Source organism: Streptomyces sp. NPDC006208 (assembly GCF_040613775.1).
Taxonomy (GTDB): Bacteria; Actinomycetota; Actinomycetes; order Streptomycetales; family Streptomycetaceae; genus Streptomyces.
Window position 1 is genome coordinate 15,525 of record NZ_JBEXSW010000058.1, and the last position, 15,218, is coordinate 30,742.

The 15,218-nt window shown below is 69.3% G+C and carries 11 protein-coding genes and 1 pseudogene; 4 read left to right on the plus strand and 8 right to left on the minus strand.

Annotated elements, in window-relative coordinates:
* Positions 1-245: 245 nt before the first annotated feature.
* Positions 246-2,627 carry a phosphoketolase family protein gene (locus ABZ208_RS33870; RefSeq protein ID WP_356913281.1) on the minus strand — a complete coding sequence of 794 codons (2,382 nt, stop codon included), beginning with the start codon at positions 2,625-2,627 and terminating at the stop codon, positions 246-248.
* A 53-nt stretch (positions 2,628-2,680) separates the two neighbouring features.
* On the opposite strand from ABZ208_RS33870, the gene ppk2 reads away from it, so the two are divergent.
* Positions 2,681-3,478, plus strand: coding sequence for a polyphosphate kinase 2 (gene ppk2 / locus ABZ208_RS33875; RefSeq protein WP_356913282.1), 798 nt, complete (start codon positions 2,681-2,683; stop codon positions 3,476-3,478).
* A gap of 249 nt (positions 3,479-3,727) precedes the next feature.
* Here ppk2 and ABZ208_RS33880 read toward each other — a convergent pair whose 3' ends face one another.
* On the minus strand, positions 3,728-4,357 hold the full coding sequence (locus ABZ208_RS33880) for a hypothetical protein (protein WP_356913283.1): 630 nt from the start codon (positions 4,355-4,357) through the stop codon (positions 3,728-3,730).
* Between the two features lie 354 nt (positions 4,358-4,711).
* Complete coding sequence (locus tag ABZ208_RS33885) at positions 4,712-5,062, minus strand: hypothetical protein (protein ID WP_356913284.1); 351 nt, start codon at positions 5,060-5,062, stop codon at positions 4,712-4,714.
* Positions 5,063-5,193: 131 nt separating this feature from the next.
* Here ABZ208_RS33885 and ABZ208_RS33890 point away from each other — a divergent pair, with 131 nt between their 5' ends.
* Positions 5,194-6,882: a GAF domain-containing sensor histidine kinase gene (locus ABZ208_RS33890; protein ID WP_356913307.1), complete on the plus strand. Its 1,689-nt coding sequence runs from the start codon at positions 5,194-5,196 to the stop codon at positions 6,880-6,882.
* A 49-nt stretch (positions 6,883-6,931) separates the two neighbouring features.
* On the opposite strand, the gene ABZ208_RS33895 is transcribed toward ABZ208_RS33890, so the two are convergent.
* Positions 6,932-7,399 carry a pyridoxamine 5'-phosphate oxidase family protein gene (locus ABZ208_RS33895; protein ID WP_356913285.1) on the minus strand — a complete coding sequence of 156 codons (468 nt, stop codon included), beginning with the start codon at positions 7,397-7,399 and terminating at the stop codon, positions 6,932-6,934.
* 428 nt (positions 7,400-7,827) lie between these two features.
* Here ABZ208_RS33895 and ABZ208_RS33900 point away from each other — a divergent pair, with 428 nt between their 5' ends.
* Positions 7,828-8,562 (plus strand): response regulator transcription factor, encoded by a 735-nt coding sequence (locus ABZ208_RS33900; RefSeq protein WP_356913286.1) that lies wholly within the window; start codon positions 7,828-7,830, stop codon positions 8,560-8,562.
* Between the two features lie 185 nt (positions 8,563-8,747).
* Here the strand turns inward: ABZ208_RS33900 and ABZ208_RS33905 are convergent, their stop codons facing one another.
* Positions 8,748-9,623, minus strand: a complete 876-nt coding sequence (locus tag ABZ208_RS33905; protein WP_356913287.1) for a universal stress protein — start codon at positions 9,621-9,623, stop codon at positions 8,748-8,750.
* A gap of 269 nt (positions 9,624-9,892) precedes the next feature.
* Between ABZ208_RS33905 and ABZ208_RS33910 the strand changes: the two genes are divergently transcribed.
* A complete protein-coding gene (locus ABZ208_RS33910) occupies positions 9,893-10,765 on the plus strand; it encodes a universal stress protein (protein ID WP_356913288.1) in 873 nt (290 codons plus the stop codon).
* Between the two features lie 895 nt (positions 10,766-11,660).
* Here the strand turns inward: ABZ208_RS33910 and ABZ208_RS33915 are convergent.
* The 3 genes and pseudogenes from ABZ208_RS33915 to ABZ208_RS33925 all read right to left on the minus strand — a co-directional run.
* Positions 11,661-12,952 (minus strand): annotated as a pseudogene (locus ABZ208_RS33915) (ATP-binding protein); the annotation flags it as partial.
* A 350-nt stretch (positions 12,953-13,302) separates the two neighbouring features.
* Positions 13,303-14,367: a TerC family protein gene (locus ABZ208_RS33920; protein WP_356913289.1), complete on the minus strand. Its 1,065-nt coding sequence runs from the start codon at positions 14,365-14,367 to the stop codon at positions 13,303-13,305.
* A gap of 510 nt (positions 14,368-14,877) precedes the next feature.
* Complete coding sequence (locus ABZ208_RS33925) at positions 14,878-15,111, minus strand: hypothetical protein (RefSeq protein WP_356913290.1); 234 nt, start codon at positions 15,109-15,111, stop codon at positions 14,878-14,880.
* Between the last annotated feature and the right edge of the window lie 107 nt (positions 15,112-15,218).

Genomic DNA, 15,218 nt, shown 5'->3' on the forward strand with positions numbered 1-15,218 from the left:
CGTCACGGCAATGCCGCCGTGGCAGGGCGGTGACCGCGGAGCGAGCAGGTGACTATCTGCCCGGTCGGTCGTTCATCCTGGCGGCGCTCGTCTGCCACCGTCCCCGGCGGCGCGTGCCCGCCGGGCCCTGAAGCGTGCACAGCTTCAGGGCCCGACTCCACGATGGTGGGTGTGCAGGCGGTGCTGCCTCTGCGGGACTTCGCTGTGGCTGCCGTTTCCCGGCTGATGAGTCGAGGTGGTGGGTTTCAGTCGGTCCAGGTCCAGTCGGCGACCTCGGGCAGGTCGGTGCCGTGTTCGCGGATCCATGCGTGGTGCCGGGTGCGGGTGTCGGCCATGCGCTGGCGGACGGCGGCGGCGCGGACGGCGAGGCCGGGGACGCGGTCGATGACGTCCATGACCAGGCGGTAGCGGTCCATGTCGTTGCTGACGACCATGTCGAAGGGGGTCGTGGTGGTACCCCTCTCCTTGTAGCCGCGGACATGGAGGTTGGCGTGGCCGGTGCGGCGGTAGGCGAGACGGTGGATCAGCCACGGGTAGCCGTGGTAGGCGAAGATCACTGGCTTGTCGCGGGTGAACAGTCCGTCGTACTCGAAGTCGCTCATTCCGTGCGGGTGTTCCTCGCGCGGCATCAGCCGGGCGATGTCGACGACGTTGACGACCCGGACAGTCAGGTCCGGCAGATGACGGCGGAGCAGCTGGGCCGCGGCCAGCACCTCCAAGGTGGGCACATCTCCCGCGCAGGCGAGGACCACGTCCGGTTCGCCTCCGTTCTCCGTGCCGGCCCAGTCCCAGATCCCGGCGCCGCGTGCGCAGTGCACCCGGGCCTCGTCCAGGGGCAGCCAGTCGAAGCAGGGCTGCTTTCCCGCGACGATCACGTTGACGTAGTCGCGGCTGCGCAGGGCGTGGTCGGCGACGGCCAGGAGGGTGTTGGCGTCCGGCGGGAGGTAGACCCGTACGACCTCGGGGCTTTTGTTGAGCACGTGGTCGACGAAGCCGGGGTCCTGGTGCGAGAAGCCGTTGTGGTCCTGGCGCCAGACGTGTGAGGTGAGCAGGTAGTTGAGGGAGGAGACGGGGGCGCGCCAGGGGAGGGCCCGGGAGGTCTTCAGCCACTTGATGTGCTGGTTGACCATGGAGTCGACGATGTGGACGAAGGCCTCGTAGCAGGAGAACAGTCCGTGGCGTCCGGTGAGGAGATAGCCCTCCAGCCAGCCTTGGCAGAGGTGTTCGGAAAGGATCTCCATGACCCGGCCGTGCCGGGACAGATGCAGGTCCGTCGGCAGGACCTCGGCCTGCCAGGCCTTGCCGGTGGCGCCGAAGACGGCCCCGAGCCGGTTGGAGTCGGTCTCGTCGGGGCCGACCACCCGGAAGTCTCGGCGGGTCTGCGTGGCCTCCATGATCTGTTCGAGGAGCGAGCCGAGGACCCGGGTGGGTTCGTGCATGGTGGCGCCCGGTTTGTCGACGGGTACAGCAGAGCGGTCGAGGGACGGGATGGGCAGTTCCCTTACCAGCAGGCCGCCGTTGGCGTGCGGGGTGGCGCCGAGCCGCTGGTCGCCCTCGGGCATGCACGCGAGTACTTGCTCGCGGGGCCGGCCGTCGGTGTCGAACAGCTCCTCGGGCCGGTACGAGCGCAGCCATGCCTCCAACTGCCGCAGATGTTCGGGGTTCTCGCGCACGTTGGCCAGCGGCACCTGGTGCGCGCGCCAGGTTCCTTCCACAGGTTGGCCGTCGACTTCGGCGGGTCCGGTCCAGCCCTTCGGCGTACGGAGCACGATGACAGGCCAGTGCGGGCGCTCGCTCATGCCGTCCTCGCGGGCGGCGCGCTGGAACTGCCCGATGCGGTCCAGCGCCCCGTCGAGCGCCTCGGCCATGGCACGGTGGACCTGGAGCGGGTTGTCGCCGGTGACATGGATCGGCTCGTGGCCGTAGCCGCACAGCAGTTCGTCGAGTTCGGACTCGGGCAGCCGGGACAGAACACTAGGATTGGCGATCTTGTAGCCGTTGAGGTGCAGGATGGGCAGCACCGCTCCGTCGTGCACAGGGTCGAGGAACTTGTTGGAGTGCCAGGAGGCGGCGAGCGGTCCGGTCTCGGCCTCTCCGTCGCCGATGACACAGGCGACCAGCAGGCCAGGGTTGTCGTACGCGGCGCCGTACGCGTGGGCGAGACAGTAGCCGAGCTCGCCGCCCTCGTGGATGGAGCCCGGGGTCTCCGGGGCGACGTGGCTGGGCACTCCGCCGGGGAACGAGAACTGGCGGAAGAGACGCTCCATGCCCGCCTTGTCACGGGTGATGTCGGGGTACGTCGCGGTGTAGCTGCCCTCCAGCCAGGAATTGGCGAGCACTGACGGTCCGCCGTGCCCGGGACCCCAGATGCACAGGGCGTCCTGGCCGCGTGCCTTGATGACGCGGTTGAGGTGGGTGTGGACGAGGTTGAGCCCCGGCGAGGTGCCCCAGTGTCCGAGCAGCCGGGGCTTGATGTGCTCGGGGCGCAGGGGCTCGGTCAGCAGCGGGTTGGCCATCAGATAGATCTGGCCCGCCGCCAGATAGTTGGCGGCCCGCCAGTGGGCGTCCAGGGTGCGCAGCTCCTGGTCGCTCAGTACGGTGCTGTTCTGGCGCTTGCCCTTGAGCATGGGTGACTCCGTAACGTCGTCGATGGGCATCGTTGTCGAACCGTGGAGGCGGCATGTCGGAACGCGAGAGGCTGCCGCGGGCGCAGTACGAGCGGGAGCTGCTGCGGCTGCAGACGGAGCTGGTGAAGCTCCAGGAGTGGGTGAAGGCCGAGGGTGCCCGGCTCGTCGTGGTGTTCGAGGGCAGGGACGCGGCAGGCAAGGGCGGCACCATCAAACGGGTCGCGGAGCATCTCAACCCCCGGGTCGCTCGGATCGTGGCCCTGCCCAAGCCCACCGAGCGCGAGCGCACCCAGTGGTACTTCCAGCGTTACATCGCGCATCTTCCCGCTGCAGGCGAAATCGCGCTGTTCGACCGGAGCTGGTACAACCGGGCCGGTGTCGAGCATGTGATGGGCTTCTGCACCAAGGAGGAGCACCAGCGGTTCCTCCACCAGTGCCCGATCTTCGAGCGGATGCTGGTCGAGGACGGGGTCCTGCTGCGCAAGTACTGGTTCTCGGTGAGCGACGCCATGCAGGAGGAGCGGTTCCGCCGACGGCTGGAGGACCCGGTACGGCGGTGGAAGCTCTCCCCGATGGATCTTCAATCGCTCACCCGTTGGGAGGCGTACTCCCGGGCGAAGGACGAGATGCTGGTCCACACGGACATCGCGGAGGCGCCGTGGTACGTCGTCGAGAGCGACGACAAGCGCCGGGCGCGGATCAACATGATCGCTCATCTGCTCGCCTCCGTTCCCTACCACGATGTGTCCCCGCCGACCCTTGAACTACCGTCCAGGCCGCCCTCCACCGGCTATGTACGCCCGCCGCGTGACCTGCAGACCTATGTCCCCGACCACGCGGCAAGCCTGTGAACGGAGAGTGCCGCTCACGCCCGCTGCGTACGACAACCGGGCAGGCGGAGTGCCGCCGACACGGGCGGCTGGGGCTTCCGCGATCGTCGCCCGCCGGAGCCGGTCAGTCGTGCGGGACGACCGCGACAGGCGCCGCGGCGTGGTGCACGGGGGGCGGGACCGGGGGCGCGATTGGCGGCGGGAGGCGGTCGCCGGTCCCGGTGTGGGACCGGTGGCCCGCCCTTCCTGCGTTGCTCCGCCCGCGCCGGGTCAGCGCAGCCAGCCGTTGCGGCGTACGACCGGCAACTTCGCCCAGATCCGGCCGATGCCCCAGGTGTCCCCGGCCGAGGCCGGTGCGAGGGCGATCAGGACGGCCGCGTAGATCACGTGGTACTCCACGACCGGGTTGGTGGACATGCTCGGGGAGCCGTCGGACAGGTACTGGGCCGGCGGCCACTGCGCAACCCACATCAGAGCCATCATCACGGTGCCGGCGGCCGCGGCGAGGCGCAGCGCGATACCTGCGACAAGGGCGAGACCGATGCCGAGGAGCCCGAGCATGAAAAGCCAGTCCGCCCATGTGTCACCCGCCCAGGAGTGGAAGGTGGACTCCATCGGCCCGGCGGCGACGTGACCGAGGAAGCCTTCGGCAGGGGAACCGCCGTCGACCCAGCCCTTGCCGGACGGGGTGGCGTACCCGAAGCCGAAGGTCTTGTCGAGGAACGCCCACAGGAAGACGAACCCGGTCAGCAGGCGCAGGGACGCGAAGGCGTAGGTATGCGGGGCCTTCGTATCCGCGGACGCTAAGGAAGCGGACGCGGTTGCGGTCCTGTTCCCGCGCAGGGACGGGAGGCGGAATCCCGGGCGACGGGGAGCCTGAGGATGCTCGTTCACGGCCATGCTGGTGATCCCTTCAAGGGTGGGGACGTCGGGGCGCTGCTTGACGCCTCTCACTGTCCCGGCACCGTGGTGCAGCCGCTGGGGCCGTTGGGCCGCGGGACGAAGGGCCGAACGACACTGCTTGCAGGGCCGTTTGGGTACCCGAGCGGTCACGGTGCCGCGGGGGTGGGGCCGACGAGTCCCCTCCAGGACGTCTTCCCCGAACTCAACAGCCGCCCACGCAAGCGCTCGGCTGGGAAACCCCAGCCGAGCGCTTGCTCAAGCTGCTCGCGGCCCGGACAACCGACCACGTGTTGCGGCGACCACCAGAAAGCGCCATCGCTCGTGCGGGCCACGTCCGGGCGCCCTCGCTACTTACGGCACGCTGTGAGGAAGGCGAGTGCCCTCGAGCAGCTGGGCCTCCGTCACGGCACCGGGATCCCGCGCGGTCTCGTCGGACACGTAGTCCTCCACGTAGAAGAGTTCGTTCACCACTGCGAAGTCCTCTTCGGAAATGTCCCGCAGGTTCTGGAAGAGGTCCCGGAACCTGGACTCGAACTCGCGTGCGTCGATCTCCCCGGAAGCGACCGGAAACGAAGAGCCTCGCCAGAGCCGCATAGGGATCCAGAGCGCCTCCCATCGCAGACTCCCTCGCGACACGAAGTTCTCGGCCTGCTTCGGAGTCAGTTTCCAGCCGCTTATGAAGTAGCGGGTGCGATATGTCATTGCGGACGGGGCTGCTGCGCCGGACCGTGGCCCTTCGGCCCGCTGCGTACGCCGATAGGCTGGCCCGTACGCGTGATCGACGGAGGAGGGGGCCGGTGGGCGTGCAGGAGCCGTTGTCGCGGATGCCTCAGATGCGGCTGGATGAGCTGCTGGAGGAGCTGCAAGCCCGCATCAATGCGGCCCGTGGAACGCGGGATCGGGTCCACAGCCTTCTGGAGGCGGTGGTATCGGTGGGCCGCGAGCTGGACCTCGCGCAGGTTCTGCAGCGCATCATGGAGGCTGCGGCGCAGCTGGTCGACGCACAGTACGCGGCGCTGGGCGTCATCGGGCCGGACGGCCGGACACTGTCGCAGTTCCTGACAGTCGGGCTGACCGACGAGGAGGTCGCGAAGATCGGCCCTTTGCCCGCCGGGCACGGCCTGCTGGGTGAGTTGATCCGCAACCCCGAGCCGCTGCGTCTCACCGATCTGGGCGCACACACGGCGTCGTACGGCTTTCCCGCCCACCATCCGCCGATGCGCACATTCCTCGGCGTCCCGGTCCGGGTGCGCGACCAGGTCTTCGGCAACCTCTACCTCACCGACAAACGCGGCGGCCACGACTTCGACGCCGAGGACGAGTCGGTGATATCCACCCTGTCCGTGGCCGCCGGCGTGGCCATCGACAACGCCCGGCTGTACGAGGCATCGCAGCGCCAGCATCGGTGGCTGCAGGCGAACGCGGAAATCACCCACGGCCTGCTCTCCGGCAAACCCCGGCTGGAAGTCCTGGAGTTGATCGCCCGACGCGCCCGGGAGATAACCGACGCGCTGGTCGCTGATGTTTCCGTGCCCCTGTCCAGTACCGATGACCTGGTCGTCGAGCTGGCCATCGGCGCGGACGACGGCATGCGCCGGGGGCTGGTGATACCGGCCGAAGGCACCCTGTCGGGAGCCGCCTACCAAGCGGGTACGCCGGTGAGCACGGCAGGCCTGGCCGACGATGACCGCTACCCAGCAGGGCCGCCGCGCCCCGAAGGCCTCGGGCCGGCAGTCGCCGTACCCCTGGGCACCGCGGCCAAGGACACCCGAGGCGTCCTGCTGCTGGCGCGCCCCTCTGGAGCCCCGGTCTTCACCGACGAGGAACTGCAGCCGCTGCTCGCCTTCGCCGGACAGGCCGCGCTCGCCCTGGAACTGGCCGAGCGCCGCAACGACGCCGAGCAGCTCGCCCTGCTGGAGGACCGCGACCGCATCGCCCGCGATCTGCACGACCTGGCCATCCAACGGCTGTTCGCCACCGGCATGACCCTGCAAAGTGCCGCACGCCTCGTCGAGCACGCCGGCGCCGCGGAACGCGTCCAGCGGGCCGTGGGCGACCTGGACGAAACCATCAAGATCATCCGCTCTACGATCTTCGGACTGCGCGCCCGGGAAGACGAAACGGGACCGAGTCTGCGCGCCCGCGTCGCCCGTGCCGTCGGCGAAGCGGGTACGACGCTGGGCTTCCCGCCGCGCCTGAGCATGGAAGGACTGCTGGACACGGACGTACCACCGGCGGTGGCCGACCATGCCATGGCAGCCCTCGGTGAAACGCTGAGCAACGCGGCCCGGCACGCGCGCGCGACGCGGGTGGAAGTGTCCCTCCAGGCCACCGCGGACGAGGTCATCCTTACTGTGACGGACAACGGCAGGGGCATCCCGGCCGATGGCAGGCGCAGCGGCCTGCGCAACCTCGCCGAACGCGCGCGCAGTGTGGGCGGCACCCTGGACATCCACACGCCGGCCGAGGGCGGCAGCCGACTCATCTGGCGGGCGCCTCTCGCAGCCGAATCGCGGGCGTGACCGGGTAGCGTCCCCAGTGGGACGGCGAACGGGGAGCCACGCTGAACGATCAGACGCTGAGCCGTGATCCCGTCACGAGATCCGGCCGGATGCGCAGAGCGGCAGGCAGGGCAGAGTGCTCCGTCCACGGGCGAAGCGTGGCTGCGTATCGGGTGAGTTCCGCCTCGTCGGTGACCCGGCAGGCGTAGCCGGTGACGACGACGCTCCAACCCAGATGTGTTTCAGGGTTGATGGCATCGGCTTCGTAGGCCACCACGACACCCGCCTCGTCGGTGGGCGCCACGATCGAGGTGAGCGTCGCGCCTTCGTGAAGCTGGACGATGATGTCCTCGTCGTCCATGAGGTGGTTGACGGGGCGGACAGCGGGCAGGGCCTGTTCGGTGAAGACGATGCGTCCCAGCGAGACGGTGCCGAGCAGATGCAGAGCCTCGGCACGGTCGAGCCGCGTCATACGCCGGGGCGCCACCGTGACGGCGCGGCTGGTCCCCGTCCGCGGCGTGGCTTCGTTGTTCATCATGCCCACCCTCTGCTCTTTGCATCGTGCCTCGAAGCAGCCCGCTGCCCTGACAGCCAGCGTCCCCGAGGGGCCTGTGCGGCGACAGGGCCGAACGGACCTCTCCGGGGCCCGTCTGCCAGAGGCTCTGTGTTCGTCCGCCCGTCGCGACGCAACGCTGATGCACGCGGACGAACAGGCTGGCAGCTCGGCCGAAGCCCGACAGGCCATCATGCGACCGCCATTGACGGCGAACCCCCAGGCCCCCGCCCACCGCCGAAGGCCTTCCGGGCCGTGACAGGACCTCAGGGACAGCGGCCCCCGCGACCGACCGAGCGGCCCTGCACAATGGGCAGTGTGGGGACGTTCGGCCCTGGCCGTTCGGCCCTTTTGAGGTCACCATGCAGAGGTCCGCCCCGGCGGACGAAGACTCAGCGGATACGGAGTGTGTGATGACGGACAGCAGTGGCGGCCTCAACGAAAAGGACCCGGTCAGGGTGTTCCTCCTCGACGACCACGAGGTGGTGCGACGTGGTGTGCACGATCTGCTGGACGCCGAGCCCGACCTGACCGTGGTCGGCGAAGCGGCCACCGCCGAACAGGCGCTGGTGCGGGTGCCCGCGCTGCGCCCGCAGGTCGCCATACTGGACGTGCGGCTTCCGGACGGGGACGGCGTGAGCGTATGCCGCGAGCTGCGTTCCCAGATGCCCGATCTGGCCTGTCTGATGCTCACTTCGTTCGATGACGAAGAGGCACTGCTGGACGCGATCATGGCCGGGGCGTCCGGCTATGTCCTCAAGCAGATCACCGGCACCGACCTCGTCACCGCGGTACGGACAGTGGCCGCCGGCCAGTCCATGCTGGATCCCGGCGCCACGGCCCGTGTGATGGCACGTCTGCGAGGCGGCGCGCCGCAGGACGAACAGCAGCAGCGGGGGCTGCCCGCGCTGACCGACCGGGAGCGGGAGATCCTGGCGCTCGTGGGTGAGGGCCTGACCAACCGGGAGATCGGCAAGCGGCTCTACCTGGCGGAGAAGACGGTCAAGAACAACATCTCCCGGCTGCTGGCCAAGCTGGGTGTGGAGCGGCGGGTTCAGGCCGCCGTCATCGCCACGCAGGCACTGGGCGGCAACGGGGGCCTAGCAGGCTCAGCCTCCCCGGCGTATGAGGCCCGCTCACGCAACTGAGGTGCCGCGCACCGGAAGTGACGTGCCCGGTCCGCGTCCCGCGCGAGTAGCTGACACCCCGGTTCCTCTCGGCACCGGGGTGTCAGCCGTCTGACGCAGGGGCCGGCCGGCGTCGGACGGCCAGGCCCGGGAGGATGTTGCAGAACCTCCCGGGAGGTCCCGTCCCGGCGCGGGCCGAGCGGTTCTCAGGCGTGCGGCACCACGGCGACGGGGCAGGGGGCATGGTGCAGAGCGGCATGGGCCACCGATCCGATGCGGGTGCCGATGGGGGAGCGGCGTACCCGGCGGCCCAGCACGAGCAACTGGGCCCGGGCGGCGGCCGACAGCAACACCTGCCCCGCGCTTCCGATTTCCACGTGCTCGATCACCGGCACGGCGGGGAACTTCTCCCGCCAGGGAGCGAGCGCCTGCTCCAGAGCCTTCCTCTCGAACGGTTCCAGCCCTCCCGCCTCGTCGGCAAGGCGCATCGAACCCGGGCTGTAGGCAAAGATGGGCGGCAGGCTCCAGGCCCGCACCGCTCGTACGGTCGCGCCCCGTGCGGCAGCCGCCTCGAAGGCGAAATCGAGCACGGCGTCACTGTCCTGCGCCCCGCCCTGCTGGCCCACCACCACCTCGCCGCCATCCTCTGCCTCGCGCGCGACCGTGCCGCGGGCTCGGACAGAGACCACGGGGCATGTCGCGGCCGCGACGACCTGCTGGCCGTACGAGCCGAGCAGGAAGCCGGCGATGGCCCCGTGCCCGCGTGATCCCAGGACCAGCATGCCGGCCCGGTCGGCCTCGGCGAGCAGGGCGGAAACCGCTGTATCCGGCACCACTTCGGCTGTGACCGACAGGTTGGGATGCCGGTCGGACACGCGTGTCTCGGCCTCGCGCAGCACGGTGTTGGCCGACTGGGTCTGCACTTCCCTGTCCTGGACGATCGGTACGTCCAGCGGCTGCCAGAGCCAGGCGTGCACGATGCGCAGGGGCACGCCGCGGAGCGCGGCCTCACGGGCTGCCCAGTCGGTCGCGGCCAGGCTCTCCGGGGATCCGTCCACTCCTGCAACGACGGCTCGCCTCATGGGGCTTCCTCCATACGGGTTCGACGGGCACGGCCACTCAGCCGGCCCCGCTCTTCCCAGCATGAGCGAGCCGGAGCTGCATGAGGAGGGCCACTCGGCCCGACATGCGTACCCCCTTCGGCCACGACACCTCCAGGAACACAACTGCATCAACGGCGGTCCCGAGGGCCGACCGTCCCCGAGCCGGGGCCCTGTGGCCCCTCTCGGATACAGGGCGAGCCGACCAGTCTGAGAGGTGTCGGCCCACCACACCCCGTCAGGAGCGAAGCATGTCCAGCACTGTCACCGTAGGTCTCGACGGATCCCGAGAAGGCCTGGCGGCCGCGAACTGGGCCGCCCGCGAGGCGCTCAGCCGCGGCCTGCCGCTGCGGCTGCTGGCGGCGTGGGACAGCGACCACGACAACCGCTCCCGCCGCATCGGTCTGGACACAGCACGTGGATGGGGCGAGAGGTCCCTCCACATCACACAGCACCGTCTGCAACGCAGGCACCCCGGGCTGCACGTGGAAACGACGTGGATCCCCGGGGACCCGGTCGACACACTGAGCACCGCGGGGAACGAGGCGGAGCTGCTCGTGCTGGGTTCTCGCGGCCTGAGCGGCATAGCCGGCTTCCTCGCCGGATCCGTATCACTCGCAGTACTGGCCCGCATCCGGCGCCCCGCCGTCCTCGTCCACCCCCAGACCGCCCCCGTGCCCCAGGAACACGACCCGGCCGGCTACATCCTGCTCGGACTGGACGCATCCCGGCCCAGCGACGAGATGCTCGCCTTCACCTTCGACACCGCAGACCGGTACAGCTGCCGAGTGCGGGTGCTCTACAGCTGGGCGATGCCGCTGTTGCACGGCCCCGACATGGCTGGCGCCTTGCCGCTGCTGACGGCCGAACTCGAGAACGACTGGGGCCAAGCCCTCGACGCGGCGCTCACACCCTGGACGAAGAAGTACCCCGCCGTGCCCGTCGTCCGCCAGTGCCAACAAGGGCGTCCGGCACAGGACCTGATCGACGCCGCGCACCGTGCCCGGCTGGTCGTCGTGGGCCGCAGAAACCGCCGCTCACGGATCGGCACCCACATCGGCGCCGTCACCCATGCGGTTCTGCACCACTCGCCGACCCCCGTCGCTGTCGTACCGCATGACTGACCTCCGAGCCGTAACCTCCGCTGGCCTCAGCGCGGGACGTCGATCCGATGCTTTCGACCACGGCCGTCCACGCCCCGGCGGCCCGGCTCGCCTCCGTCCGCACCGCTCACCTGCCACGGTTCCCGCGACACCGCCACTCCTGGCTTCCGCGGGATGAGCGGCGGTGGCAGCGTGGAGTGCAGGCTGCGGGAGACGGACTCATCCAAGCGCTCGAGAGGCTCCGGAGGGGAGGCATCGGTGCCAGCACAACCGCGAGGACCCGCCGGTGCACGTCCCGATGCCGAGACGCACCTTCGCCTGCTCGGCCTTGTGGCGCTGAACGATCCTCCGAAGGCCGCTGCGACCGCAACGCCGGCTGCCTGCCGGGCTGTAGGCATCACTCCTCATCACCGGTGACCATCCCGCCACCGCACGGGCGATCGGGGCTTGACGGAAACCGTGCCGGAAACCTCAGTGGGGATTCCCGTCACGGCGAGTCAAACGCCCTGGTCAGCTGACATGCGCACGTGATGGGCAGGATGTCCTGGCGGACACCTTCCCTGGCACACACCCGGTAGCCGACTGACCGCTGACGGCCTAGCGGATCGTGTTGCTGGGGTGCGCCCCCATAAGGCACTACGATTGCTCGGGAGCGGGGTCAGGCCGCTGACCTGCGACGATCTGGGCCGTCGCAGGCGCGGTGGGGTCACGCTCGGGATAGGGAGTGCCAAGCGGGATGTCCGTTCTGTCCCGTCGGTGCGCAGGGGTGTGCGCGATCATTTCGAGCTCGCCCCGGACAGGCGGCTCCGCGTCGTCCCGGTGGTCCGCATCGGGTCACCAGGCCCCGTCCCCCACCGGACGCTGGGCATGGTCGGTCGTAGACAGAACTCCAGCGCTGCCCGCCCGGGCGGCTCCGTCATGTGACGGCCGACGCAGGGAGCTCGGTCACGGGCGGCTGTGAGTCGCCAGTGGTCGGCAGGGTGACCGTCATCGTGAGGCCCCCGCCGGGCGTGTCCTCGGCGGTCAGAGTCCCGCCGATCGCCTCGATGAAGCCGCGTGCCACGGCGAGTCCGAGACCGACTCCGGCACCACGTGGAGCGTCGCCGTAGCGCTGGAACGGCTCGAAGATGCTGTTCTTGGCCTCGTCCGGCACGCCCGGGCCCCGGTCGACGACCCGCAGTTCGACGCGGTTGGCGAGGGCGCTGGCGGCCACGTGGCCGGCCTGGCCATCGGGGCTGTACTTGACGGCGTTCTCAACGATGTTGGCGACGGCTCGTTCGAGCAGTCCGCGGTCGACGGCGACCATCGGCAGGGTCTCGGGGATGTCGAGGTCGACGCTCCCTTCCGGCACGCCGCCCAGCGCCATCGGGACGACTTCGTCGAGGTCGGTCTCCCGGATGAGCGGGGTGACCGTTCCGGTCTGGAGGCGGGACATGTCCAGGAAGTTGCCCACGAGGTGGTCGAGGCGGTCGGCACCCTCCTCGGTTCCTGCGAGCAGCTCGTTCTGGTCCGCCTCGGACCATTCGACGTCCTCGGAGCGGAGTGATGTGACGGCGGCCTTGATCCCGGCGAGAGGGGTGCGCAGGTCATGGCTGACGGCGGCGAGCAATGCCGTGCGGAATCTGATTGCCTTCGGCGAGCTCGCGGGCCTTCCTCGCCTCACCGACGAGCCGCTGACGGTCGAGTACGACGGCGGCCTGGGCGGCGAAGGCACCGAGGACACGGCGGTCCTCGGCGGGGAGTGCCCGGCCCGACAGTGCAAGTGCCAAGGTGTCGCTGACGGGCATGTCGACGTCCGCGTCTTCAGGCCGTGTGACCGGTTGGGTGCCCACTGCGGCGGTCGTCGACCAGGCATCCACTTCGCTCGCGCGCTCCAACAGGGCCACGGAGTCCAAAGGTCTCACGGAGGCGCTCGAGCAGAGCGTCGAGGGAGTCCTCGCCGCGAAGGATGCTGCCGGCGAGGAAGGAGAGGACCTCGGACTCGGCGCGCAGCCGGGCCGCTTGATGGGTGCGGCGCGCGGCGAGATCGACGACGGAGGCCACGGACACGGCCACGCTGACGAAGATCGCGATGGCCACGATGTTCTTGGGGTCGGCAATGGTCAACTGGTGCAGCGGCGGAGTGAAGTAGTAGTTGAGGAGCAGGGAGCCGACCGCCGCCGACGCCAGCGCGGGCAGCAGACCGCCCAGGAGAGCTGCCGCCACCGTGCAGGTGAAGAAAGCATGTCGTTGGCGAGCCGCTATATCCCCGGCCGCGAGCGACGTCCGTCGGCCTGGTGTCCTGGCTTGATGTCAGTGTCCTGGGGGCTGTTGGGCACCGGCTCCTCCAGGTGGTCGGGGCAGTCGGGGTTGTGGCAGGGGCCCGGGCCCCACACCGGCACAACGACTCCGAGAGTCTTGTGCCGTCTCTTGATGGTCGTCTCCAGAGGGTGCTTGCAGACCGGGCACACAAGCGTCCTTTGGAGACTGGTCTCATGCTCGGCTTTGCTCATTCTTTAACAATAGGCTCTGCGGTTGGAGAAGGGGATAGCCGACCTGCGCGCATCCTGCGGCGTTGATCAGCTCGCCGGGCGGGGCGGATCATCCGGTTCCTGGTCCTGCTCAGCGTGGCCGTCGAGTCCGGGGTTCGCGGTTGCGGCGTCGGACGGGGAGGCTGCCTTGTCGTTCGGAGCGGCGGGCTCGGTACGGGGTGGGGCGGGTCGGCGCAGGCTGAGGGCTACGGATGCGGCCAGCACGATGACGATGACTGCGAGGCTGATCGGTGAGGGGATTTCCGGGATGCTGGTGCTGATCGTCTTGTGGGATGCCTGGAGGATGAGCTTGAGGCCGATGAAGGCGAGGATGATCGCCAGGCCCTTGTTCAGGTAGTGGAAGCGGTCCAGGAGGCCGGCGAGCATGAAGTACAGGGCTCGCAGGCCGAGGATAGCGAAGGCGTTGCTGGTGTAGACGATGAAGGCGTCGTCGCTGACGGCGAGGACGGCGGGGACACTGTCCACGGCGAAGACCAGGTCGGCTGCCTCGATCGCGGCTACCACCGCGAGGAGCGGGGTGGCCACGCGTTGGCCGGCTTCCTTGACGAAGAACTTCATGCCGGCGTATTCGTCCCGGACCGGCATGATTTTGCGCAGTAGCCGTACGGCGAAGCTCTTGCCCGGGTCGAAGCTCTCCTGTTCGTCCTTGAGGAGCTTGTAGGTGCTGTAGAAGAGGACGGCGGCGAAGGCGAACAGCACGGCGGTGAAGCGGCTGACCACGGCGACGCCGAGGGAGAGGAAGATCCCGCGGAACACCAGGGCTCCCATGACGCCGAAGAACAGCACGCGGTGCTGGTAGGCGCGGGGCACCTTGAAGTAGGCGAAGATCACGGCGAAGACGAAGAGGTTGTCCACCGACAGGCTCTTCTCCAACAGCCAAGCGGTGGTGTACTCCGTGCCGGCTGTCGTGCCGAGGACGAGGAAGACAACAGCGGCGAAGATCAGGGCGAGGCCCACCCACAGGGCGCTCCAGGCGGCTGCTTCTTTGAAGCCGATGACGTGCGCGGTGCGGTGGGCCAGCAGGTCCACCGCCAGCGACACCACAACCGTCGCGGCGAACGCCCCCCACAACCAGAGTGGGACCTCAAGCACACCGGTCACTTTCCCGATGGCCCACGCCGATGCGCGGAACCTTATAAGGGATTTTGCAGTATTTCGTTCCACTGGGCGATATCAGAAGCGTGGACCTGGCATGCCCTTGCCGCCCTCAACCGGCACGTAGGCCGACGCGGCAGCATTCCGAGGCAGGGGTGTGGAGCCGGGGTGCCCGGGCGACCGATGTCGGCCTTCACCGGGCCCTCGTTCTGCGGGGGCGGGACGAGCGACCGGGGGTACCTTCGGGTAGAGGCTGCGGATCCCTTCAGGGAGGCGAGTGCCAGGAGCGCCCCGCTGTGCCGCCGTGGTCAACGGGGCGGAGAGGGTGATGTCCCCACGTGCGCTCCGATCCCCGGCCGCTGCCTTCGGTCAGGGATCAGAGCGGCCGTCCCCATTCTGACCGCCCACGTGATCATCCTGGGCAGATGCCCGGCATCCACATCGTCGCCAGGGTCACCCGGCGGCAAAGCGACGTGATTGCACTCTGTCCAGGCTGGGTGCCTGCGGTCAGGACACGGCATGAAACGGTGGCCGCTCCCCGACCTTGTTGGGCCGTCTGTGGCACGCGGTGTTCTCCGCGACCCAGGTGAGGTCGGAGGAGTTCGGCGATCGCTCGGCCAGGATCCCGTGAGTGATCCAGCTGATGACGGCCTTGGCGGATGTCTTCCCTGAGCGGGCGCGGTGCATGTGAGGGGTGCTCTGGCCGGTGGGCGGAGGGCTGATCACGTCGTCGTGTGCCACTTCGATGACCATCCGCCTGGGTGCTGGACGGCGAGCCGCGCGGCCGCGACGAGGAGCAGACCCAGGGCGAGAGCGCGGCCGCGCCCTGAGCACGGCCCTCTGGTAGT

Excerpts from the sequence above, each read along its gene's own strand:
- ABZ208_RS33870 (WP_356913281.1), bottom strand. The coding sequence starts at position 2,627 with ATGCTCAAGGGCAAGCGCCAGAACAGCACCGTACTGAGCGACCAGGAG.
- ppk2 (WP_356913282.1), top strand. The coding sequence starts at position 2,681 with ATGTCGGAACGCGAGAGGCTGCCGCGGGCGCAGTACGAGCGGGAGCTG.
- ABZ208_RS33880 (WP_356913283.1), bottom strand. The coding sequence starts at position 4,357 with ATGGCCGTGAACGAGCATCCTCAGGCTCCCCGTCGCCCGGGATTCCGC.
- ABZ208_RS33885 (WP_356913284.1), bottom strand. The coding sequence starts at position 5,062 with ATGACATATCGCACCCGCTACTTCATAAGCGGCTGGAAACTGACTCCG.
- ABZ208_RS33890 (WP_356913307.1), top strand. The coding sequence starts at position 5,194 with ATGCGGCTGGATGAGCTGCTGGAGGAGCTGCAAGCCCGCATCAATGCG.
- ABZ208_RS33895 (WP_356913285.1), bottom strand. The coding sequence starts at position 7,399 with ATGATGAACAACGAAGCCACGCCGCGGACGGGGACCAGCCGCGCCGTC.
- ABZ208_RS33900 (WP_356913286.1), top strand. The coding sequence starts at position 7,828 with ATGACGGACAGCAGTGGCGGCCTCAACGAAAAGGACCCGGTCAGGGTG.
- ABZ208_RS33905 (WP_356913287.1), bottom strand. The coding sequence starts at position 9,623 with ATGAGGCGAGCCGTCGTTGCAGGAGTGGACGGATCCCCGGAGAGCCTG.
- ABZ208_RS33910 (WP_356913288.1), top strand. The coding sequence starts at position 9,893 with ATGTCCAGCACTGTCACCGTAGGTCTCGACGGATCCCGAGAAGGCCTG.